Origin of the sequence: Sphingopyxis panaciterrae (genome assembly GCF_011762125.1) — a bacterium.
GTDB classification, from domain to species: domain Bacteria; phylum Pseudomonadota; class Alphaproteobacteria; order Sphingomonadales; family Sphingomonadaceae; genus Sphingopyxis; species Sphingopyxis panaciterrae.
The window spans coordinates 20,772-41,910 of sequence record NZ_JAASQN010000001.1; the positions used below are offsets into that span (position 1 = coordinate 20,772).

Genomic DNA, 21,139 nt, shown 5'->3' on the forward strand with positions numbered 1-21,139 from the left:
GGCCGCCTGCCGGCGTCCCAGCAGCTTTTTGAACAGAGGAAATCAACATGCAATCCAATGATAAAAAGGGCGCCCGCCGCGCCCGTCGCTTTCTGTCGTCCGCAGCATGGCTGCCGTTCGCGGTGCTCGCCCTGGGCGTGCCGTCGCACGTGCAGGCGCAGGATACGCCTGAACCTTATCGCAATGACGACGTCTATGGCGTCGACCTGACCACCGGGAGCTTCAATGTGAAGCTCCCCGAAGGCTCGATCGGTCCAGCCGACGGCGGCGTGTCAATGATTCGCTATCATGGCAAGGGCGGCTACGAGGATAATTGGGCGGGGGCGCTGTATCGCAATACCGTCGGCGGTCAGCAGCAGATTGTCATCACTTTTGGCAATATCTCCGAGAAATTCACGTTTGTCGGTAGTGCTTGGGTCGCCGCCAAGGCCAATGGAGCGATGCTGACCGAAGTCGCACATTCCGACAATTATAATAAAGAATATCGTTATCGCTCGGCCGATGGGACAGAGATCGTCTTCAAATCGCCCCCTCTGATTGCGTCACTGACCGAGACATCGGGTTCGGTTACCTATCGTTGCGAGGACACGGGGACGATGACCTCCAATTGCGCGCTTCCGGTATCGGTCACGCAACCCGATGGGCAAAAGCTGATCCTCGATTGGGATACGATCAAGCGCAACATGTCGGTGGGTCAGCCCCAGCAGGAGAGCGACTATATCGTTTACATCCGCTTTGCTGGCGCGTCTTCGGCATCGAGCTATCAATTCGACGTTGGTTATCAAACCAACGGGCCTTTCCTCGGTGCCCCTCCTGCGGCTTGGTACGTGCGAACGGGAACGACATTTTCCGACCTCACCCAGACGATGGTTCCGACGGACAAGCCCACGGCGACCTATAGTTATCCCGCGTCCAACATACTTGAGGTAACCACGGCGAGCGGTGAGGTCTGGCGATTTACCCGGCTTTCGGGGTACAATCGGATTATCGGCATCCAGCGTCCCGGCGCGACGAGCGATACGACCACAATCACTTACGACGCCAACGGAAAGGTCGCATCTGTCACCGAAGACGGCGTGACGAAAACCTATAGCTGGGGGACATCGGGCTCCAACACGGTCGTCAATACGACCGAAGGTGGAACCGATACGGGCCAAGCTGTCTCGAACCCGGCCGTCGGGCAACCGACCACCGTGACCAACGGCACGTCGCAGACCGTCACCTATCAATATGACACGGCGGGCCGCCGCACGCGCACGACGATGCCCGAAGGCAATTATGTTCACACGACCTATGACGCGCGCGGCAATGTTACCGAAACGCGCGCGGTTGCGAAGTCGGGCAGCGGGCTTGCCGATATCGTGACCACAGCGAATTTCGATGCCAGCTGTACCAATGCGGCGAAGTGCAACAAGCCGAATTGGACCCAGGACGCGCTTGGTAACCGCACCAACTATAGCTATGACGCGACGCACGGGCAGGTGACGAAGGTCCAGTTGCCGTCGCCCACCGCCGACGCGGCGGGGACCGAGACCGGGGTACGCCCCGAAATCAATTACACCTACACCGCCAAGAAGGCGAAAATCCTGCAGGGCGGCGTGCTCGTCGATTCACCCCAGACGCAATATAAGGTCACGCAGATCACCACCTGCGCGACCGCGGCGACCTGTGCCGGCACCGCGAACGAGACGAAGGTGACGATCGCATACAACAACAACCTGCTTCCGAGCAGCGTGACCACCGCGGCGGGCAACGGGTCGGTGAGCGCGACGACCGCCTATAGCTATGACCCGCGCGGCCATGTGGCGAGCGTCGACGGGCCGCTCGCGGGCACCGACGACACGACCCATTATTTCTACAGCGCGATGAGCTTGCCCGTGGGGGTCATCTATCCCGATCCCGACGGCGCCGGTACGCGTCCGCGCCCGGCCGAGCGGCGAAGCTATGTCAACGGGACGACGCTGCAGTCGGTCGCGACCGGCACGGTCACGGGGACGGCGCTGACCGACCTCACCGGCATGACGGCGCTGCAGACGGTGAGCTACAGCTATGATGCCGACAAGAAGCTGGTCAAGGAAGTGACCGCGACCCCGTCGGGCACGGTCGGTGTCACCCAGTACAGCTATGACGGCAAGAAGCGGCTGCAATGCACCGCGGTGCGCATGAATCCCGCCACCTGGGCGGCGTTGCCGGCGAGCGCATGTACCGCGGCGACGGCGTCGACAACCTATGGTCCCGACCGGATCACGCGCACCAGCTATGATGCGAACAACCGGCCGACCAAGGTGGAAAACGCCGTCGGCACCACCGCCGCCGCCGACGAGGTGCGCAGCGCCTATACCGCGAACGGGCAGGTCGATTATGTGATCGACGCCGAAAGCAACCGCACCACCTATGTTTACGATGGCCACGACCGGCTGTCGCAGACGCGCTACCCATCGACGACGAAGGGGACAAACGCCAGCAATGCGAGCGATTATGAGGGGCTGAGCTATGATGCACGGAGCAGCGTCACCCAGCGCCGGCTGCGCGACGGCACGACGATCGACTATAGCTATGACGACCTCGGCCGGCTGACGACGAAGAATCTGCCGGGAACCGAACCCGACGTCACCTATGCCTATGACTATATGAACCGCGCCACCGGAGTGACGCAGGGGGCGCAGACGCACAGCTTTGCTCTCAATGCGCTCAGCCGGGTGACCAGCCAGACGGGGCCGCTGGGCACCACCGGCTACAGCTATGACGCCGCGGGCCGGCGGTTGACGATGAGCTATCCGGGCGGGGTGCTGACGGTCAATTACGACTATGACACTGTCGGCAATGTCATCAAGATCCGCGAAAATGGTGCGACGAGCGGGGTCGGCGTGCTCGCCGCCTATGCCTTCGACAATCAGGGGCGGCCGACGAGCGTCACCTTCGGCAACGGATCGGTGCAGAGCCTGACCTATGGCACGAGCACCGCGACGCAAACCAACGGGCGGGTCGAGACGATCACCAACAATCTTGGCGGCGCGGCGACGACGCACGACCTGACGCAGACCTTCGCCTATAATCCGGCGGGGCAGATCCAGAGCGTCGTGCGCAGCAATGATGCCTATGCCTGGGGTGCGCATTATAATGTCGACCGTCTCCACACGATCGACGGGCTCAATCGCATCGCCAGCGCGGGCTTTACCTATGACACGCGCGGCAATCTGACGAACGACGGGACGAGCGCTTATGCCTATACCGCCGAAAACCTGCTCAAGACCGCGCCGGGCAGCACCAGCCTGGTCTATGACCCGCTCGGGCGGTTGTATGAGACGGTGAAGTCGCCGGTGACGACGCGCTTCCTTTACGACGGCATCGACATGATCGGCGAATATGACGCGGCGAACGCGGTGCAGCGCCGCTATGTCCACGGCCCCGGCATCGACAACCCAATCGTCTGGTACGAAGGCGGGGCGATCAGCAATATGACGCGGCGCTTCCTGATGGCCGACGAACGCGGCAGCGTGGTGAGCGTGACCGACAGCGCGGGCGCGACGGTGGGGCTCAACAGCTATGACGAGTTCGGCATTCCGGCGGCGACCAATATCGGGCGGTTCGGCTATACCGGACAGGCGTGGCTGCCCGAGGCGAAGCTGTGGTATTACAAGGCGCGGATGTATTCGCCGGTGCTGGGGCGGTTCTTGCAGACCGATCCGATTGGATATCGGGACGGGATGAACTGGTATAATTATGTCGGCGGCGATCCGGTAAATTTTAACGATCCGACGGGGCTGTGTGCCATGGGCGTATCTTTGCCTTATGGAGAAGATATGTGCTATGATCCTAGGGGATTTAGCCTTGAGGATTGGTACAAGATTGCGGGTTTCGGCGACGATATCGTTGTAAATGGAACAAGGCCACGCCAGGTCGATGGCTCTCCTCCTTCAGCAGCGATTGACGACGGCTACGATGGTGACGAGATTGTTGTAATCGCTCAGCAAACAAAATTTGATAAGTTCAAGAAATGCGCTGCCGATCAGTTCGGCTTATCTGATCTGGCGGCGGTGGGAGCGATTGCCGCTGGGCAGCCCATTCCGGGGACTAAGCGTTTTGTGACGCCGGGAAGCTCAAGAGGAACATCTCTTGCGGGCATGGGAGCCGATAAGGTGTTTGGGAAAGCGAGACTGCCGGTGCGGTTACCAACGATCGTCGGCGGACCGGGCACGGGACGCGCTTTGGCAATTGCCGGGACAAAGTCGGTAGCAAGGTTTGGTGCAAGAGCAGTTCCCTTTGTCGGTTGGGCGCTGCTCGCATATGATGCGGTTAGTGTCGCCGCCTGTACTTTTGGAGACGATTGATATGTCAGCGCTTTTTCAGAAAATTTTGGCGGTTCCATTTTCGTGGAGACAAGCCGTGCTTTCAAGAAAGCGTCTCCCTCTCTCTGAAACAGAGTTTTGTGAAATAGTACATCAAAGCGGTGGACATAAAGAAGCGGCATTATTTATTTGGAATTATTTAGAAGATTGGATATATATTCGTAATTTTACACCATATCCCGACGATGATTTTCAAAGTATTTATGGAATTGCTGAAGAGGAGAGGGATGAGGATTTGATATTGAGATTGCTTGAGAGTGTTGGTTTGAGCCAAAATTCTTCAGAGATTTATTTTGTTTCAGATCCTGCAAATCCTCTTTCTCTAGCAAGGTGCATAAAAAATATTGAAACATTAAGTAAAAATGTATAGTATGCAATTACGGCGACAGGTGCAACTACTCCCAAATTTGGGGAGATGGAGTGCCTGTCGCCTTGTTTCGACGTTCGCGTTCCTGCTCCGATTGATCCGATCCGGCGACGACACCGGCTTGACCGTTTGACCTTCCTTCGGCGGGTCGGCCAATCGCCGGCATAGCCCGGCTTCCCCGCATCGTTCTTCCCGGCATTCCGCATCACGTGACCTAGCGGGCAATCGCCGCGAGCGCGTCTTCTTTGAGGATGGCGATTATGCGCTTTACCTCGATCTGCTCGCGGACGCGGCGAGGAGGGCGGTAGTAGCGATGTGAGCCCGCTGATCCGTGGTGGACCATCCACCCCCGCCAGCCCCCGTCAACCTAAGCCTAAGCCGGAAAATTTCTAATGTCCGTCGCGCGGGGTGGTGCGTCTATAGGCTCATGCTCCTTTATTCGCAGGATATGCCGGCCGCTCATGCAGCCCTCGATAGACCAGCTCGACCTGGGGCGCCGCTGGCGTCCGGCGCTCCTGTCCTATTTCCTCCGCCGCGTGCGCGATCATGCCGAGGCCGAGGATCTGACGCAGGAATTGATCGCGAAGCTGCTGAAACATGACGGCGACGAATATGCCTCGCCCGAAGCCTATATCTTCCAGATGGCGTCGAACCTGCTCGCCGACCGCGCGCGGCGGCAGAAGGTGCGCGCGCAATATCGCGAATTCGTCAGCCGCAGCGAGGATGCGGGGGTCGACCCGATCGATCCGTTCCGCATCACCGCCGGCCGCGCCGAACTGGCCGAGCTGGCGCGGGCGCTGGGCGCGCTGCCCGAACGGACGCAGACGATCTTCATCCTCTATCGCCTCGAAAATCTGTCGCAGGACAAGATTGCCGAGAGTTTCGGCATTTCGGTGAGCGCGGTGAAGAAGCATGTCGCGCGCGCGATGGCGGGGCTGATGAAAGCGATGAGGGCCGCGCCATGAGCTCTGCCGACGACGCGATCGAAGCCGCGGCGCTGTGGTGCGTGCAACTGTCCGAGGGCGAATTGGGCGAGCAGGAATGGCGCCGGTTCGAGGCGTGGCTCGAAACGCCGGGCCACGCCGGCCTGCTCGAGGATGCCACCGCGGTCTGGCAGGCGTCGGGCGCGATCGGCGACTGGCCCGGGGTCATCGCGCTGAGGACCAAGGCGCTCCATCGCTTCGGCAAGGCGAAGGAACGGCGCTCGTTCGCCCCTTCATCGGCGCGGTTCGGATGGGCGATGGGCTATGCGGCGGCGTTGCTGCTCGCGGTGACCGCGAGCCTCGTCTGGTACGGCAACCGGCCGCTGCAATATCAAACCGGGATCGGCGAGCGGCAGGTCATGGTGCTCGGCGACGGATCGCACGTCTCGCTCGACGCGGTGACCGCGATGAAGGTGCGGATGAAGGACGAGACCCGGCAGGTCGAACTGGTCGGAGGCCGTGCCAAATTCGACGTCGCAAAGGATCCGCTCCGGCCATTCACGGTCGCGGCCGGCGACAAGCTGATCGTCGCAGTCGGCACCTCGTTCAGCGTCGAACTGATCGACGGCCAAGTCCGGGTCGTGCTCTACGAGGGGCAGGTCGAGGTCCGCGATCGCTCGGATACGACGCGCGCCGCGGGCGCGGCGCGGCGGCTGGTGATGACCCCGGGCAGCGAACTCGTCGGGGCGGTGGGCTCGGCCCAGCCGCCGCAAGTGTCGCGCCCCGACCTTTCGCAATCGCTGAGCTGGGAACAGGGACTGGTCAATTTCGACGCCGAACCGCTGGGACGCGCGGTCGAACAGATGAACCGCTATTCGGCCAAGCATATCCGGCTCGCCGATCCGGCGCTGGAGGAGATCAAGGTCGACGGCGTCTATCGCGCCGGCGATCTCGACGCCTTTGTCGAGGGCATCACCGCGCTGCATCCGGTCCGGCAGAAGACGACCGGCGACGAGATCGTGCTGGAAGGTCGATGACGAATGCCGGGGAGGGGACGGCGCTGTATCAGCGTCAAGAAGATTTACGATTAAAATCTGCCGGACCGTCAAATTTACCCAATCGCAATCGATTATCGCCATAATGGTTCAAAGAGTGGGGACCAGTAAGAGTTTGATTGATGGAAATGCCAGCGCGGATTGAATCCGGCGACGGGGGGGACGTCGCTGCCGACGCGGTATCGCGCGGCTTTTTCGGCAAACTGGGCTCGCGGATCGCGGGACAACGGGTCGGTGCGCCCAGTCTCGCGACGCACGAAGCCCTGCTCCTGCTACAGAATTACGAGGAAAGCGGGCAGGGCTGGTTCTGGTCGACCGACGCCAAGGGGCGGATCACTTATATCACCGATTCGGTAGCGCGGCTGATGGGGCGCGCGAGCGGGCAGCTCGCAGGCACCACCTTTACCGAATTATTCCTACCGGTCGACAGTCAGGGCGAACGCCAGCGGACCTTGCCCTTCCTGTTTACCAGACAGTCGAAGTTCGACGAACTGCCGCTGCGCAGCGCGTTCGAGGGCGATGATCGCTGGTGGGCGGTGTCAGGGCGGCCGCAGTTCGACAACAGCGGCAATTTCGCCGGTTATCGCGGCAGCGGCATGGATGTCACCGCGCGGCGCCGATCGGCTGAGGATGCGTCGCGACTTGCGCTCTATGATTCGCTGACCGGCCTGGCGAACCGGTTCAATATTTCGAAAACGCTCGAAACGACCCTGGCGGCTTTTGCCGCGCAGCAGCGTTCGTGCGCGATCATGCTTCTCGACCTTGACCGTTTCAAGCAGGTCAACGACACGCTCGGTCATCCGGCGGGCGATGCGCTGCTCAAGCAAGTCGCCGAACGCTTGCTCAAGATCGTCGGCGACAAGGAAATGGTCAGCCGGCTGGGCGGCGACGAATTCCAGATCATCCTTCCCGACGAGGAGGATCGCGGCAAGCTGGGTGACACGGCGGCGGACATCATCGCCAGCCTGTCGCAGCCCTATTCGGTCGAGGGCAGCCGCTGCATCATCGGCGCGTCGGTCGGCGTCGCGATCGCGCCCTTCGACGGGACGAGCAGCGACGATCTTGTCCGCAACGCCGACCTGGCGCTCTATGCCGCGAAGGGGAGCGGCCGCGGCCGATTCCGCTTCTATTCGAGCGACCTGCATCAGGCAGCCGAGGATCGCCGCGGGCTGGAGGATGATTTGCGCGACGCGCTGGCGCGCGGCGAGATGGAACTCGCCTATCAGCCGGTTGTCCATTCCATGTCGAACATGGTGACGGGGGTCGAGGCGCTCGCCCGCTGGAACCATCCCGAGCGCGGGATGATTTCGCCGGCCCTATTCGTGCCGATCGCCGAAGAGGCCAATATGATCTGGGTGCTCGGCGAGTGGGTGCTGCGCAAGGCGTGCGAAGATGCGGCGACCTGGCCCGGCGATATGCGCGTCGCGGTGAACGTCTCGCCGATCCAGTTCGCGAACGAAGATCTGCCCCGGATCGTCGCCAGCGCGCTCGCGGCGACCGGCCTTTCGCCCGAGCGGCTCGAGCTCGAGATCACCGAAAGCGTGTTTCTGGGCGATTCGGCCGAAACCGCGCGCATGTTCAAGGCGCTGAAAGGGCTGGGCGTCCGGCTCGCGCTTGACGATTTCGGCACCGGCTATTCGTCGCTCGGCTATCTGCAATCGGCACCGTTCGACAAGATCAAGATCGACCAGAGCTTCGTGCGCGGCGCGACGGTCGCGGGATCGCGCAACGCGGCGATCATCGCGGCGATCGTCGCGCTCGCCGAAGCGCTGGAGATGGAAACGACCGCCGAGGGCATCGAGTCGCTCGACCAGCTCGACCTTGTCCGCAAGCTGGGCGTCAGCCATGTCCAGGGCTATGTGTACAGCAAGGCCGTACCGCAGGCCGAGTTGCTGAGCCATGTCGACGCGCGGTCGTGGACGATCAAGCCTGCCGGACCGGCGAAGCAGCGTAACGACCGCTTCCAGATGTTCCGCAAGGCGGGCGCGATCCACGACAATCATCGCTACGCCGTCGTCATTCGCAACCTGTCGGCGACGGGCGCCTTCATCGAGGGTATTATCGACGTCCCGATCGGCACCCGCTTCGTGATCGATTTCGGCGAGGGCCAGCTTGCGACGGCGACCGTGCGGCGCTCGATGAAGCATCAGCAGGGTGTCGAATTCGAACAATCGATGGTCAGCGACGGCGATGGCGGGCTGTGTACGCGCCATCGCGTCTCGCCCTATCTGATCGCGGCGGCGACGCAGCACTCGGGCGGATTGTCGGTGCCGCTGTTTTCGACCACCAGCGACTATACGGGCAACTAGGACATACTCTAAACCGGAACCCGCCGCCCACCGGTCCGTTTCTTCTCCGACCATCGATGCACGGAGATGAAAATGGCAGAGACGAAAATTTTCGCGCGGCTGAAGGCCGATCACGACCGGCACCGCAAATTGCTCGATCAGATCGATGAGACGCAGGGTGACAGCCCCGAGCGCGAAAAATTGTTCGAGGCGTTTCGCGTCGAGGTGACCGCGCACGCCGCGTCCGAAGAAATGTCGCTCTATGCGACGATGCTCGCCGATCCCGACCTGCGCGAGGATGCGCAGCACAGCGTGTCCGAGCATAAGGAAATCGACGACATGCTGACCGAGCTCTATGAAATGGACTTTGGTTCGACCGGCTGGCTGACGCGCTTCCGCACGATGAAGCACCGCTACCTCCACCATATCGACGAAGAAGAGGAAGAGATGTTCCCCGCCGCCGAGAAGGAACTGTCCGACGCGCGGAAGAAGGAACTGATCAAGATCTTCGAAAAGGAAAAGCCGAAGGAAAAGGCCAAGGCCGCGGCTGAGGAACCGTCGAGCGAAGAGGCGCGGGACTAACATCCAATCCTCCCTGCGGCGTAGCCGTGGGGAGGGGGACCGTCGCCGCAGGCGATGGTGGAGGGGCAGCGACGTCGCGTCATGGCCCCTCCGTCAGCGCTTCGCGCTGCCACCTCCCCATCGCTGCGCGACAGGGAGGATTTTATCGTCGTCTCGACTTTTCGTGCGCGCCCCGCCATAGGCGCGCGCCATGACCGACAGATTCGCTTTTCAGGTCGCCGCGACCGACGGCGCCGCGCGCACGGGCGTCATCCGCATGCAGCGCGGCGAGATTCGGACGCCCGCCTTCATGCCTGTCGGGACCGCCGCGACGGTCAAGGCGATGCGCCCCGCCGAAGTCCGCGCGAGCGGCGCCGATATCATCCTCGGCAACACCTATCACCTGATGCTCCGCCCCGGTGCCGAGCGGATGGCGCGGCTTGGCGGCTTGCACAATTTCATGGGCTGGGACCGGCCGATCCTGACCGACAGCGGCGGCTATCAGGTGATGAGCCTGTCGGCGCTGACCAAGCAGAGCGAGGAGGGCGTCGCGTTCCAGAGCCATCTCGACGGGTCGCGGCATATGCTCTCCCCCGAACGCTCGATGGAGATCCAGCGCCTGCTCGGCAGCGACATCGTGATGGCGTTCGACGAATGCCCGCCCAACGGCGTCGATGCGAAGCGCGCGGAAGCGAGCATGGCGCGATCGATGCGCTGGGCCGCGCGCAGTCGCGCGGGCTTCGATGCCGGCGGAGACCATGCGGAGCGGTCGGCGCTGTTCGGCATCCAGCAGGGCTCGCTCGACGAGAAGTTGCGCGCGCGGTCGGCCGCAGCGCTGACCGACATCGGGTTCGACGGCTATGCGATCGGCGGACTCGCTGTCGGCGAGGGCCAGGAAGCGATGTTCGGCGTGCTCGATTATGCGCCGGCCCAGCTACCCGCCGACAAGCCGCGTTACCTGATGGGGGTCGGCAAGCCCGACGATCTGGTCGGGGCGGTCGCGCGCGGGGTCGACATGTTCGATTGCGTGCTGCCGACGCGGTCCGGCCGCAACGGCCAGGCCTTTACCTGGGACGGACCGGTCAACATCCGCAATGCGAAGCACGCCGAGGATCCGGCGCCACTCGATCCCGATTGCCAATGCCCGGTGTGCACGACCTGGTCGCGCGCCTATCTGCACCACCTTGTCCGCGCTGGCGAGATGCTTGGCGCGATGCTGATGACGCAGCATAATCTGCACTTTTATCAGACGCTGATGCAGCGCATGCGCGATGCGATCGCGGCGGGCGCCTTCGCGGCGTTCCAGGACGATTTCGCGGCGCGCTATAGGAAATAGGCGATTATATCCTTCGCAAGCTGAAGACGAATTGTCCGGTTTCGGCCGATTGCCGCCATTACCCTTCGTCGTCACCCCGGACTTGATCCGGGGTCCCGCTTGAAGTCCAAGCCGGATTATGCGGTCAAAAAGCGGGATCCCGGATCAAGTCCGGGATGACGAAGGTGAGTGGGGCTCATGGCAGCTCCCCACGCTAATTGTGACATCCCCTCGCGGGGACAACGCAAAGGCCGGGATCAGTTTAATTTACTGAGAAGGTCGAGCATCGACTGCGGAATCGATTCGTCGACCGCAGAGTCGTACGCCCGGCGCAGCGCGACGTTCACGTCCTGCGCTTTGCGGGGGTTTTTCTTTTCGGCATCTTCTCCGGCCGGCTTTTGAGGCGACGAACCGGGTTTAGACGACATTATCGGAGCATCCGCTGGGCATAGGACCTTGTGCTAAACGCGCGTGCGCCAAACTGCAATGCGCGTTTGTTCCTTCGGCGTGAAACTATTTCGCGGCTAAATCGTTCCGCTACGGCGCAATTTATCGTAGGCAAGCAAGGCCGCGGTGGTCATTCGCATGGTTTCGCGCGGGTTTCGAGGCAGGCCAAGGCCTGTATCAGGAGGTTTATTATGTCATTGGGTCAGGCGATCGGGCCGCATCTTCCCTATCTGCGGCGCTATGGCCGCGCGATTTCGGGGAGCCAGCAGAGCGGTGACGCACTCGTCGCGCGCCTGCTCGAAACGCTGGTCGCCAATCCCGGTGCGGTCGATACCGGCAGCGATCTTCGCATCCAGCTTTACCGCATGGTCCACGACAATTTCGGTCTGATGAACGAGCAGGCCTCGACAGCCGGCGAGACGGCGCCCACCGACATCGCGATCGCCGACGCCCGGCTGCGGCGCATTCCCTCGCTCGCGCGGCAGGCGCTGCTGTTGACGGCGGTCGAGGGGTTCAACGCCGAAGACACCGGCCGCATTATCGGCCGGGATGCCGCGACGGTCGACGCGCTGATCGCCGAGGCCACCGACGAGATCGATCGCCAGACGCGCGCGCGCATCCTGATCATCGAGGACGAGCCGATCATCGCGATGGACATTGAAATGATCGTCCGCGACCTGGGTCACGACGTCGTCGCGGTCGCGACCACGCACCGCGAAGCGGTCGAGGAAGCGCAGAAGCACAAGCCTGGCCTCGTGCTCGCCGACATCCAGCTCGCCGACAACAGCTCGGGGATCGAGGCGGTGCAGGAAATCCTGACCGATGTGAAGCTCCCCGTCATTTTCATCACCGCTTTCCCCGAACGGCTGCTCACCGGCGACCGGCCCGAACCGGCGTTTCTGCTTACCAAGCCCTATCAGCCCGCGACGTTGCGCGCCGCAATCTCGCAGGTGCTGTTCTTCGACGAAAGCACCGTTCCGGCTTAGTCTCCGCCGTCTTAAAAACCGTCATTGCGAGCGCAGCGAAGCAATCCAGGGTGTGACAAGCCGCTCTGGATTGCCTCGCTGCGCTCGCAATGACGAGGGGGGTTGCGGCCTTGCGGACGGCAAGCGATAGCGGCTTCCAATGACTGCCACCGACGCTTCCAGCCGCCAGTCGGCGCTCGACCGGCTCAATGCCCACGCGCCCTTCCTTGCGCGGCTGGCTGAGCTCAATCCTGACGACGTCCAGCGTTTCCTGAGCGAGGGAACCGATGCCGCGCTCGCGCCGGTGGCGCCGCCGCGGGTCGATGACGATATCATGCGGACGCTCCGGCAATGGCGCGGGCGGATGGCGTTGCTGCTCGCGCTCGGCGATCTGTCGGGCGAGCATGATGTGGCGACGACGACGCGGCTGCTGTCGGCCTTCGCCGATCAGGCGTGCGACGCGGCGCTCGCCGCCGCCTTTGCCGAGCGCGTGCCGGGCGAGGAAGCGCGCGGGCTGGCGGTGATCGCGCTCGGCAAGCTCGGCAGCCACGAACTCAACTATTCGTCGGACATCGACCCGATCCTGATCTTCGATCCCGAAACGCTGCCGCGGCGCTCGCGCGACGATCCTGATGAAGCGGCGGTGCGGATCGCGCGGCGGATGGTCGAGATTTTGTCGGCGCGCACCGGCGACGGCCATGTGCTGCGCGTCGATCTGCGCCTGCGCCCGCATCCCGAGGTGACGCCGATCGTGCTGCCCGAAAGTGCGGCGATTTCCTATTATGAATCCGAAGCGCTGGCGTGGGAGCAGGCGGCGTTCATCCGCAGCCGCGCGTCGGCGGGCGATCGTGCGCTGGGCCAAAGCTTCCTGTCGGCGATCCAGCCTTTCATCTGGCGCCGCAGCCTCGATTTCCGGCAATTGAAGGAAATCGGCGCGATGAGCGACCGCATCCGCGACCATTTCGCGCAGGGGCAGGCCTTCGGCCCCGGATATGACCTGAAACGCGGGCGCGGCGGCATTCGCGAAATCGAATTTTTCGCGCAGGTCCATCAGCTGATCTATGGCGGGCGCGATCCTTCGCTGCGCGTTCCGGCGACGGTCGACGCGCTCGCGGCGCTGGCCGTGGCGGAGCGGATCGAAGCCGATGTCGCGGACCGATTGTCGGGCCATTATGCGACGCTACGCCGGATCGAGCACCGGCTGCAGATGATCGAGGACCAACAGACGCATGGCCTGCCGACGCAGCCCGCGGCGCTCGACTGCGTCGCGCGGCTCGACGGTCATGCCGATGGTGCGGCGCTGCTCGCGGCGCTCGCACCCGTGGTCGCCGATGTGGGCGCCTGTTACGACCGCCTCGTCGCCGAACGTGCGGTGACGACCGGCCTGCCGAAGGGCGAGGGCGAACTTGCGGCGCAGCTGATGGCGGCGGGCTTCGATCCGCCCGACGCGGCGCTGCGCACGATCGCCGAATGGCGCGGCGGCAAACAGCGCGCGCTGCGTAGTCCCGCCGCCCTCGACGCGCTCGAAACCGTGCTTCCCGAATTGATCAAGGCGCTCGGCGCCGCACCCGACCCGCAGGGCGCGCTGCTGCGCTTCGACAAGCTGGTGTCGGGGCTGCCGAGCGCGATCAATTTCTTCCATCTGCTTGCGGCGCAGCCCGCGTTGGCGAAGATCGCGACGCGGGTGCTGTCATTGGCGCCGACGCTGTCGGACGCGCTCGCGACACGTGTCGAACTGATCGAGGGGCTGATCGACAGCCGCGCTTTCGAGGCCCCCGCCGATACCGATCAGCTCCGCAGCGAATGGGCGCCGGGGCTGGCAGGGCTCGACTATGAACGGCTGCTCGACCGCGTCCGCGACCGGGTCGGCGAACGGCGCTTTGCCTATGGCGTGCAGCTCATCGCCGGCGCCGCCGACCCGCTGGTCATCGCGCGCGGCTACGCCGATCTGGCCGAGGCGGCGCTCGGGGTGCTCGCCGATGCGGCGGTCGCCGAGTTCGTTGCGGCGCATGGGCGGATCGCGGATAGCGAACTCATCGTGCTCGCGCTCGGGCGGCTCGGGGGCAGGGCGCTGACGCACGCGTCGGACCTCGACCTCATCTATCTCTTCACCGGCGATCATCTCGGCGAAGCGGACGGACCGCGGCCGCTCGGCGCGACAATCTATTACAACCGGCTTGCGCAGCGCGTGACCGCGGCAATGTCGGTGCCGACCGCGGCGGGCAAGCTCTATGATGTCGACACGCGATTGCGTCCCCAGGGCGCGCAGGGTCCGCTCGTCGTCACGCTCGACAGCTTCGAACGCTACCAGCGCGAGGAAGCCTGGACGTGGGAGCATATGGCGCTGCTCCGCGCGCGGCCGGTCTATGGCTCGGCCGCGGCGAAGGCCGAGGTGCAGCGCATCATCGACGCGTTGCTGACGATCGACCGCGACCCCGCGAAACTGGCGCAGGATGCGGCCGAAATGCGGGGAAAGATCACCGCGCACAAGCCGCCAAAGGGCGCGCTCGACATCAAGGGCGGGCCGGGCGGCCTCGTCGACCTCGAATTCGCGATGCAGGTGACCCAGCTTGCCAGCGGATCGTGCCACGACCCCAATATCGGCGCCGCGCTCGCGTGCCTGAAGGGCGCCGGGCTGGCGCCGCCCGAAGTTTGCGAGGCGCACGGGCTGCTCGCGCGCATGCTCGTGATGCTGCGCCTGACCGCGCCCGAGGGCGAACCCGCGACCGCGGCGGCGCGGCAGCTCGTCGCCAGCGCGTGCGGCGAGCCCGGCTGGCCGCAACTGCTTGCCGCGCACGACGCGGCGCGGCAGGAGGTCGCGGACTGGTGGGCCTCGATTCGGCCCGCCGCAATGGATCAGCAGGAGATGGAAGCATGAGCGCATTGGCGATCGGGGATGCGATTCCCGCCGTGAAACTCGCCGACGCCGACGGCGCGGCGATCAACCTCAAGGCCATGAAGGGCGCACCGCTCGTCGTCTATTTCTATCCCAAGGCCGACACCCCCGGCTGCACGGTCGAGGCGCAGGATTTCACTCGCCTCGCGCCCGAATTCGCCCATCTGAACGCGCAGGTGCTGGCGGTGTCGCGCGACGCGCCGGCCAAGCTCTGCAAATTCCGCGACAAATATGGCCTGACCGTCCGCCTCGCCTCCGACGAGGATGGCGCGGTGTGCGAAGCGTTCGGCACCTGGGTCGAAAAGCAGAATTACGGCCGCACTTATATGGGAATCGAGCGCTCGACCTTCCTGTTCGGCGCCGACGGCAAGCTCGCGAAAGAGTGGCGCAAGGTGCGCGTGAAAGGGCATGCCGAAGCCGTGCTGGAGGCAGCGAAAGCGCTTTAAATGACCACGCTCGGCGAAGCTGCGCGCGCGGTGCTGCTGACGCCGGACCCACATGACAAGCGCCGCGCGGCGCGTGCGCTGGCGCGGGCTTGGCGGCAGGGGCGGCTCGACCATCGTTGCGACGTCGCCATGCCGGACCAGCCCGCCTGGCCCGCCGCGCCCCAACTGCTGCCCCCGAATCAGATGCCCAGCCGCCGCAAGGGCGGGTCCGAACGCGGGCGGATCGCATTGATCCACGCGCTCGCGCATATCGAATTCGTGGCGATCGATCTTGCCGTCGACCTCATCGGCCGGTTCGGAGGCGAATTTCCGCGGCGGTTCGTCGATGACTGGGTCGCGGTTGCCGCCGACGAGGCGATGCATTTCGCGCTCCTCGACCGGCGCTTGCGCGCGCTCGGCAGCTATTATGGTGCGCTGCCAGCACATGCCGGGCTGTGGGAGGCGGCGCAGGCGACCGCCGACGATGCGCTGGCGCGGCTCGCGATCGTGCCGATGGTGCTCGAAGCGCGCGGGCTCGACGTCACGCCCGCGACGATCGACCGGTTTCGCGGCGCCGGGGACGAGGTTTCGGCGCGGATTTTGGCGCGAATCTATTCCGACGAAATCCGCCATGTGAGCGCGGGCACAGTCTGGTTCGGCTGGATGTGCGATGAACGGGGATTCAATGTCGTCGAAACGTGGCAAAGCCTCGTAAAATCGCGCTTTCGGGGTTCTCTTAAACCACCGTTCAACGACTCGGCGCGCCACGACGCCGGTTTAACGCAAGAATTCTACGCAGTTATTGCTTCGTAAGGATTGCGACAGCACACGTAGCTTCGCGGGGGATGAGCAATCATCCAACACCAACAAAAACCGGCGCCAAGCCCTTTTCGGACTTTGGCGACATGGCAAATGCGGGGTCGTTCGTTTTGATTAACACTCTTCTGACGCAGAAGTTGCATCAAGTCGCAATTGTCTGCGCGGCAGCATGTTTCGCAACGGCTACGCCGGCCGTTCACGCCGCCGAAACCAGCGCGGATGCCAGCATCAACGTTCCCGACGAGCCCGATGACGACAGCTTCACCGCAGGCCTGCCTGCGCCGAGCGAAGATACCGAGGCCCGCGCGATCTTCCAGGCGTGGAAGCGTCTCGACACCGGCCTCGCCGCGTCGATCGGCGTTTCGGTGCCCTCGCGTCGCCCGATCGAGCAGATGTCGCTCTCGTCTTCCTATGGCATGCGCACGCACCCGATCACGGGCAAGGTCGCGCGCCACAATGGCATCGACATTCCCGCACCGGCCGGCACGCCGATCTACGCGACCGCCGACGGCATCGTCGGCCGCGCCCAGCGCCTCGGCGGCTACGGCAATTATGTCGAGGTCGAACATGGCAACGCGATCCAGACGCGCTACGGCCATATGTCGTCGTACATCGTCACCCCGGGCCAGTCGGTGAAGAAGGGGCAGGTCCTCGGCTACGTCGGTTCGACCGGCCGCTCGACGGGTAACCATCTTCATTATGAAGTCCGCATCGAGGGCGCACCGGTCAATCCGATGCCCTTCGTTCGGTCGGATTCGATGGCGATCGCCGCGCTGACGGGCGACAAGCTCGCGATGGGCGGTCCCGAGTAACAGGATTCAGGGTCGGAGAGGAGGGGGCGTCCGCCGGCCAGAGGCCGGGGCGCCCTTTTCATTTGCGACGGAGCGCCTATCTTGTGCGCATGGCCACGCAGCTCTCCGATATCACCCTTTCGCCCGCCGCCGCGGCGCGCGTCCGCTGGATCGCCGACCGCAAGGGTGAGATCGCCGCCGCGCTGCGCCTCGCCGTCGATGGCGGCGGCTGCTCGGGCTTCACCTATCGCTTCGGCCTCGCCGAAAGCATCGACGCCGATGACATCGTCACCGAAACCGACGGCGTGAAGCTGGTCGTCGATCCGATCAGCATCGATTTGGTGCGCGGTTGCATCGTCGATTTCGTCGACTCGCTCGGCGGATCGTCGTTCAAGGTCGAAAATCCGAATGCCGCATCGGGCTGCGGCTGCGGGTCGAGCTTCTCGATTTAAGCACATTCTTTTCGTCATGCGGAAACAAGTTCAGGGTGACGAAGGGGCTGGGATCAGCCCCGGCTTGCTGCCATAGGTGGGCCATGAAAATCGCGACCTTCAACATCAACGGGATCAAGGCCCGTCTGCCGCGTCTCGTCGAATGGCTCGAGGAAACACAGCCCGATATCGCCTGCCTGCAGGAATTGAAATCGAGCGACGAGACGATGCCGACCAAGGAGATCGAGGCGGCGGGTTACGGCTTTCTCTATCACGGCCAAAAAGGCTTCAACGGCGTCGCGATCCTCGCCAGGGGGACGCAGCCGGTCGAAGTCCAGCGCGGGCTGGCCGGCGAGGTGGAGGACGAACAGTCGCGTTATCTGGAAGCCGACGTCCATGGGCTGCGCGTCGCATCGATCTATCTTCCCAACGGCAATCCGCAGCCGGGACCGAAGTTCGACTATAAGCTGCGCTGGATGGCGCGGCTGCGCGAGCGGGCGAAGGGGTTGCTGGCGAGTGAAATCCCGGCGATCCTGACCGGCGATTACAATGTCATTCCGCACGACGACGATGTGTGGGATCCGCGGGCGATGGCGACCGATGCGCTGATGCAGCCCGAATCGCGCGACGCGTGGTTCCGCATGCTCGGCGACGGCTGGACCGATGCGATCCGCAGCCGTCATCCGGCGGGGGGCGTCTGGACCTTCTGGGACTATCAGGCCGGCGGCTGGCAGCGCGACCATGGCTTTCGCATCGATCACCTGCTGCTCAGCCCCGCGCTCGCCGACCGGCTGGTCGATGCCGGAGTCGACAAGGATCATCGCGGCCGTGAAAAAGCGAGCGATCACGCGCCGACCTGGGCGGTGCTTTCCTGATCGGTTAGTTCAGCGGTTTGTCGTAAATCTGGTAGACGCGGTTAATCTTGGCGTCGATTGCCTCGGCGACCGCGTTCATGCCCTGATTGTCGTCGAGCACCCAGCCGATATCGCCGACCTTTGCGGCATAATCGCGCACCGCGTCGCGGCGGATGAATTCGATCATCATGAAGGCAAGCGTGCTCGCCATCCGGCTGTTCTGCAGTTTCTTCGCAACGCCCATGAGGGGGACGCGCAGGGTATGGCTTTTGGGCTTGCGTAGCCACCACAAGAGCCGCGCCCAGTTGAACGGCAGCAGCGACCCGTCCATGTCGATCAGCTTTTCGTTGATGTTCGGCAGTACGATCATGAAGGCAACGGGTTCGCCATCGACCTCGGCGACGCGGATCAGATCCTCGAACACAATATCTTTCAGCTTCTTGCCGACATAGGCGATTTCGCTGTCGGTCAGCGGGACGAAGCCCCAATTGTCCGACCATGCATCGTTGAGCAGGCCCATGATCAACGCCGCTTCGGCGCCGAATTTCTTCTTGTCGACCTTGCGGATGCGGATGCGCGCATTCTTCTCGCCCGCCGCGACGATGCGGTTCACCAGCGGCGGGAAGCCGTCGACGATATCGACCGCATAGTTGATCAGCTGCTTGACCGGCCGATAGCCCGCGGCTTCGATCCAGCCGCGATAGAGCGGGCTGTTGTGGCCCATCATGATCGTCGGCGGCCGGTCGAAACCCTCGATCAGCAGGCCGGGTTCGTCCCAGATCGAAATCGACAGCGGGCCGAGCGAGCGGTGCATGCCCTGGCCGCGCAGCCAATCCTCGGCGGTGGCGAGCAGCGCCTGCGCGGTCGCCTCATCCTCGGCCTCGAGCATTCCCCAGTTGCCGGTCCCCGGGCCCATGCCCTGTTCGGCCGGCTGCGCCAGCGCGAGATCGTCGATATGCGCCGAGATGCGGCCGACGGTCCGCCCATTGCGGCGCGCGAGGAAATATTGCGCCTTGCCATGTTCGAACCACGGATTCTTGCCGGGGGTGAGCAGGCCGTAGACCTCGCCCTTCAGTGGCGGAACCCATGCCGGGTCGCCGCGATTGAGCCGGAAGGCGAGCTCGACGAACTCGCGCGTGTCGCCCTTGGTCTCGACGGGATAGATGGTAATCGGGCCGTCCGAATGTCCGCTCATGCTGGTTTCCTGAAAGGGGCGTCCTATATGATTGGCGACGCATTAGGGCATTGATGTGGCACTGGCGAGCCGCATTCGGCCATTTTGCTGCCACGAAAATATGATGAAGATCGGGCTATGTTAGCGATGAACACCCCTGCCGACCGGCCGTCGGCGAACCCTGCTGTCGACCGGCTGTCGGCGCCGCAGGCGGCCGCGATGCCGAAATCCGCGATCGCCGATGATATGGCGATGATCCGCGCGGCGTCCGAGCTGACGCGTGACCTGACCGCGCCCAGCCCGCGCATCTACTGGACCGACTTTCTTGCGTCGGCCTTCGTCGGCTATGCGGCGGTCGCGGCGGCGATCTTTGCGCCGTCGACCGCATTGATGCTCGTTGCGGCGCTGGTCGCTGTGCTGGCGCTCTACCGGGCGGGCAGCTTCATCCACGAAATCACGCATATCCGCAAAAATGCGCTGCCGGGTTTCCGCCTCGGCTGGAATATCGTGCTTGGCGTGCCGTTGCTGATCCCGTCCTTCATGTACGAAGGCATTCACAGCCTGCACCACAACCGGACCAAATATGGCACGGTCGACGATCCCGAATATCTGCCGCTCGCGCTGATGAAGCCGTGGACGGTGCCGCTGTTCGTCGTCACGGCGACGCTGGGGCCGCTCGCGCTGCTGCTGCGCTATGCGGTGCTGACCCCGTTGTCGTTCCTGATCCCGCCGCTGCGCCGGGTCGTCGTCGAACGCTATTCGGGGCTGATCATCAACCCGATGTTCCGCCGCAAGCCGCCCGAAGGCGAATTCCGCCGCCAGTGGGCGTGGCAGGAGGGCGGCGCCTGGGCGTGGTCGACGTTGCTGATCGCCGCCGGCGTCCTTGGCTGGGTGCCGCTGCGGGCGCTGCTGATCTTCGGTGCGATCGCCGCCGCGACGCTTGTCCTCAACCAGATCCGTACGCTTGTCGCGCATCTCTGGGAAAATGACGGCGACGTGCTGACCGTGACCGCACAGTTCCTCGACAGCGTCAACGTCCCGCCGCCGGGACTACTCCCCGAACTCTGGGCGCCGGTGGGACTGCGCTATCATGCGCTGCATCACCTGCTGCCCGGCGTTCCCTATCATGCGCTGCCTGAGGCGCATCGCCGTCTGAAGGACGCGCTGCCGACTGATTCGCAATATCATGGGGCGAATTATGCGGGCTTGCCGGGGCTCGTCGTACGGCTGGTCGCGGGTTCGGCGCGGGGCGGGGCGGCGGGCTGAATCGACGAAAGCGGGCCCGCCCGGCGGATGGCGGCTTTGGGGTGGGGAGCGGCCGTTGGCTACCCATCGATAATCGTCGCCCCCGCGAAGGCGGGGGCCGCCGTCGGCCTGGCGCAAGGTTGCCAGCGGCCCCCGCCTTCGCGGGGGCGACGGTTATTTAGCTAGGGTCCGCTATCGGCCGTTAGCGGTCATTTTCCCAAAGGCTTGTCGGCC

At 63.9% G+C, this 21,139-nt stretch carries 17 protein-coding genes; 15 read left to right on the forward strand and 2 right to left on the reverse strand.

What is annotated here, in order from left to right; all coding sequences use genetic code 11:
- The first annotated feature begins 47 nt into the window (after positions 1–47).
- The 7 genes from FHR22_RS00120 (at position 48) to tgt (ending at position 10,879) form a co-directional block, all read left to right on the forward strand.
- Positions 48–4,331: an RHS repeat domain-containing protein gene (locus FHR22_RS00120; protein ID WP_166937711.1), complete on the forward strand. Its 4,284-nt coding sequence runs from the start codon at positions 48–50 to the stop codon at positions 4,329–4,331.
- A 1-nt stretch (position 4,332) separates the two neighbouring features.
- A complete protein-coding gene (locus tag FHR22_RS00125) occupies positions 4,333–4,719 on the forward strand; it encodes a hypothetical protein (protein ID WP_166937713.1) in 387 nt (128 codons plus the stop codon).
- Positions 4,720–5,177: 458 nt separating this feature from the next.
- A complete protein-coding gene (locus FHR22_RS00130) occupies positions 5,178–5,681 on the forward strand; it encodes an RNA polymerase sigma factor (protein ID WP_208417425.1) in 504 nt (167 codons plus the stop codon).
- Complete coding sequence (locus FHR22_RS00135) at positions 5,678–6,676, forward strand: FecR family protein (protein WP_166937717.1); 999 nt, start codon at positions 5,678–5,680, stop codon at positions 6,674–6,676. The genes FHR22_RS00130 and FHR22_RS00135 overlap by 4 nt, the downstream gene beginning before the upstream one ends.
- Before the next feature lie 140 nt (positions 6,677–6,816).
- A complete protein-coding gene (locus FHR22_RS00140) occupies positions 6,817–9,003 on the forward strand; it encodes a putative bifunctional diguanylate cyclase/phosphodiesterase (RefSeq protein WP_166937719.1) in 2,187 nt (728 codons plus the stop codon).
- 72 nt (positions 9,004–9,075) lie between these two features.
- Positions 9,076–9,564 (forward strand): hemerythrin domain-containing protein, encoded by a 489-nt coding sequence (locus FHR22_RS00145; protein WP_166937721.1) that lies wholly within the window; start codon positions 9,076–9,078, stop codon positions 9,562–9,564.
- A gap of 190 nt (positions 9,565–9,754) precedes the next feature.
- Positions 9,755–10,879 carry a tRNA guanosine(34) transglycosylase Tgt gene (tgt, locus tag FHR22_RS00150; protein WP_166937723.1) on the forward strand — a complete coding sequence of 375 codons (1,125 nt, stop codon included), beginning with the start codon at positions 9,755–9,757 and terminating at the stop codon, positions 10,877–10,879.
- 236 nt (positions 10,880–11,115) lie between these two features.
- Here the strand turns inward: tgt and FHR22_RS00155 are convergent, their stop codons facing one another.
- Entirely contained in the window at positions 11,116–11,286 is a 171-nt protein-coding gene (locus FHR22_RS00155; RefSeq protein WP_166937725.1) for a NepR family anti-sigma factor, read from the reverse strand.
- A gap of 210 nt (positions 11,287–11,496) precedes the next feature.
- On the opposite strand from FHR22_RS00155, the gene FHR22_RS00160 reads away from it, so the two are divergent.
- The 7 genes from FHR22_RS00160 to xth all read left to right on the forward strand — a co-directional run bounded on the left by FHR22_RS00160 (position 11,497) and on the right by xth (position 18,507).
- A complete protein-coding gene (locus FHR22_RS00160; protein ID WP_166937727.1) occupies positions 11,497–12,291 on the forward strand; it encodes a response regulator in 795 nt (264 codons plus the stop codon).
- Positions 12,292–12,430: 139 nt separating this feature from the next.
- Positions 12,431–15,148: a bifunctional [glutamine synthetase] adenylyltransferase/[glutamine synthetase]-adenylyl-L-tyrosine phosphorylase gene (locus tag FHR22_RS00165; protein ID WP_166937729.1), complete on the forward strand. Its 2,718-nt coding sequence runs from the start codon at positions 12,431–12,433 to the stop codon at positions 15,146–15,148.
- On the forward strand, positions 15,145–15,612 hold the full coding sequence (bcp, locus tag FHR22_RS00170; protein WP_166937731.1) for a thioredoxin-dependent thiol peroxidase: 468 nt from the start codon (positions 15,145–15,147) through the stop codon (positions 15,610–15,612). Before FHR22_RS00165 ends, bcp begins: the two co-directional genes overlap by 4 nt.
- Positions 15,613–16,404, forward strand: a complete 792-nt coding sequence (locus FHR22_RS00175; RefSeq protein ID WP_166937733.1) for a ferritin-like domain-containing protein — start codon at positions 15,613–15,615, stop codon at positions 16,402–16,404.
- Positions 16,405–16,547: 143 nt separating this feature from the next.
- Positions 16,548–17,222 carry a M23 family metallopeptidase gene (locus FHR22_RS00180; protein ID WP_243853396.1) on the forward strand — a complete coding sequence of 225 codons (675 nt, stop codon included), beginning with the start codon at positions 16,548–16,550 and terminating at the stop codon, positions 17,220–17,222.
- 89 nt (positions 17,223–17,311) lie between these two features.
- A complete protein-coding gene (gene erpA / locus FHR22_RS00185; RefSeq protein ID WP_166940566.1) occupies positions 17,312–17,653 on the forward strand; it encodes an iron-sulfur cluster insertion protein ErpA in 342 nt (113 codons plus the stop codon).
- An 83-nt stretch (positions 17,654–17,736) separates the two neighbouring features.
- Positions 17,737–18,507: an exodeoxyribonuclease III gene (gene xth / locus FHR22_RS00190; protein ID WP_166937737.1), complete on the forward strand. Its 771-nt coding sequence runs from the start codon at positions 17,737–17,739 to the stop codon at positions 18,505–18,507.
- A gap of 4 nt (positions 18,508–18,511) precedes the next feature.
- Here the strand turns inward: xth and FHR22_RS00195 are convergent, their stop codons facing one another.
- Positions 18,512–19,681, reverse strand: coding sequence for an N-acetyltransferase (locus tag FHR22_RS00195; RefSeq protein ID WP_166937739.1), 1,170 nt, complete (start codon positions 19,679–19,681; stop codon positions 18,512–18,514).
- A gap of 126 nt (positions 19,682–19,807) precedes the next feature.
- On the opposite strand from FHR22_RS00195, the gene FHR22_RS00200 reads away from it, so the two are divergent.
- Positions 19,808–20,926: a fatty acid desaturase family protein gene (locus tag FHR22_RS00200; RefSeq protein ID WP_425057422.1), complete on the forward strand. Its 1,119-nt coding sequence runs from the start codon at positions 19,808–19,810 to the stop codon at positions 20,924–20,926.
- The last annotated feature ends 213 nt before the right edge of the window (positions 20,927–21,139 follow it).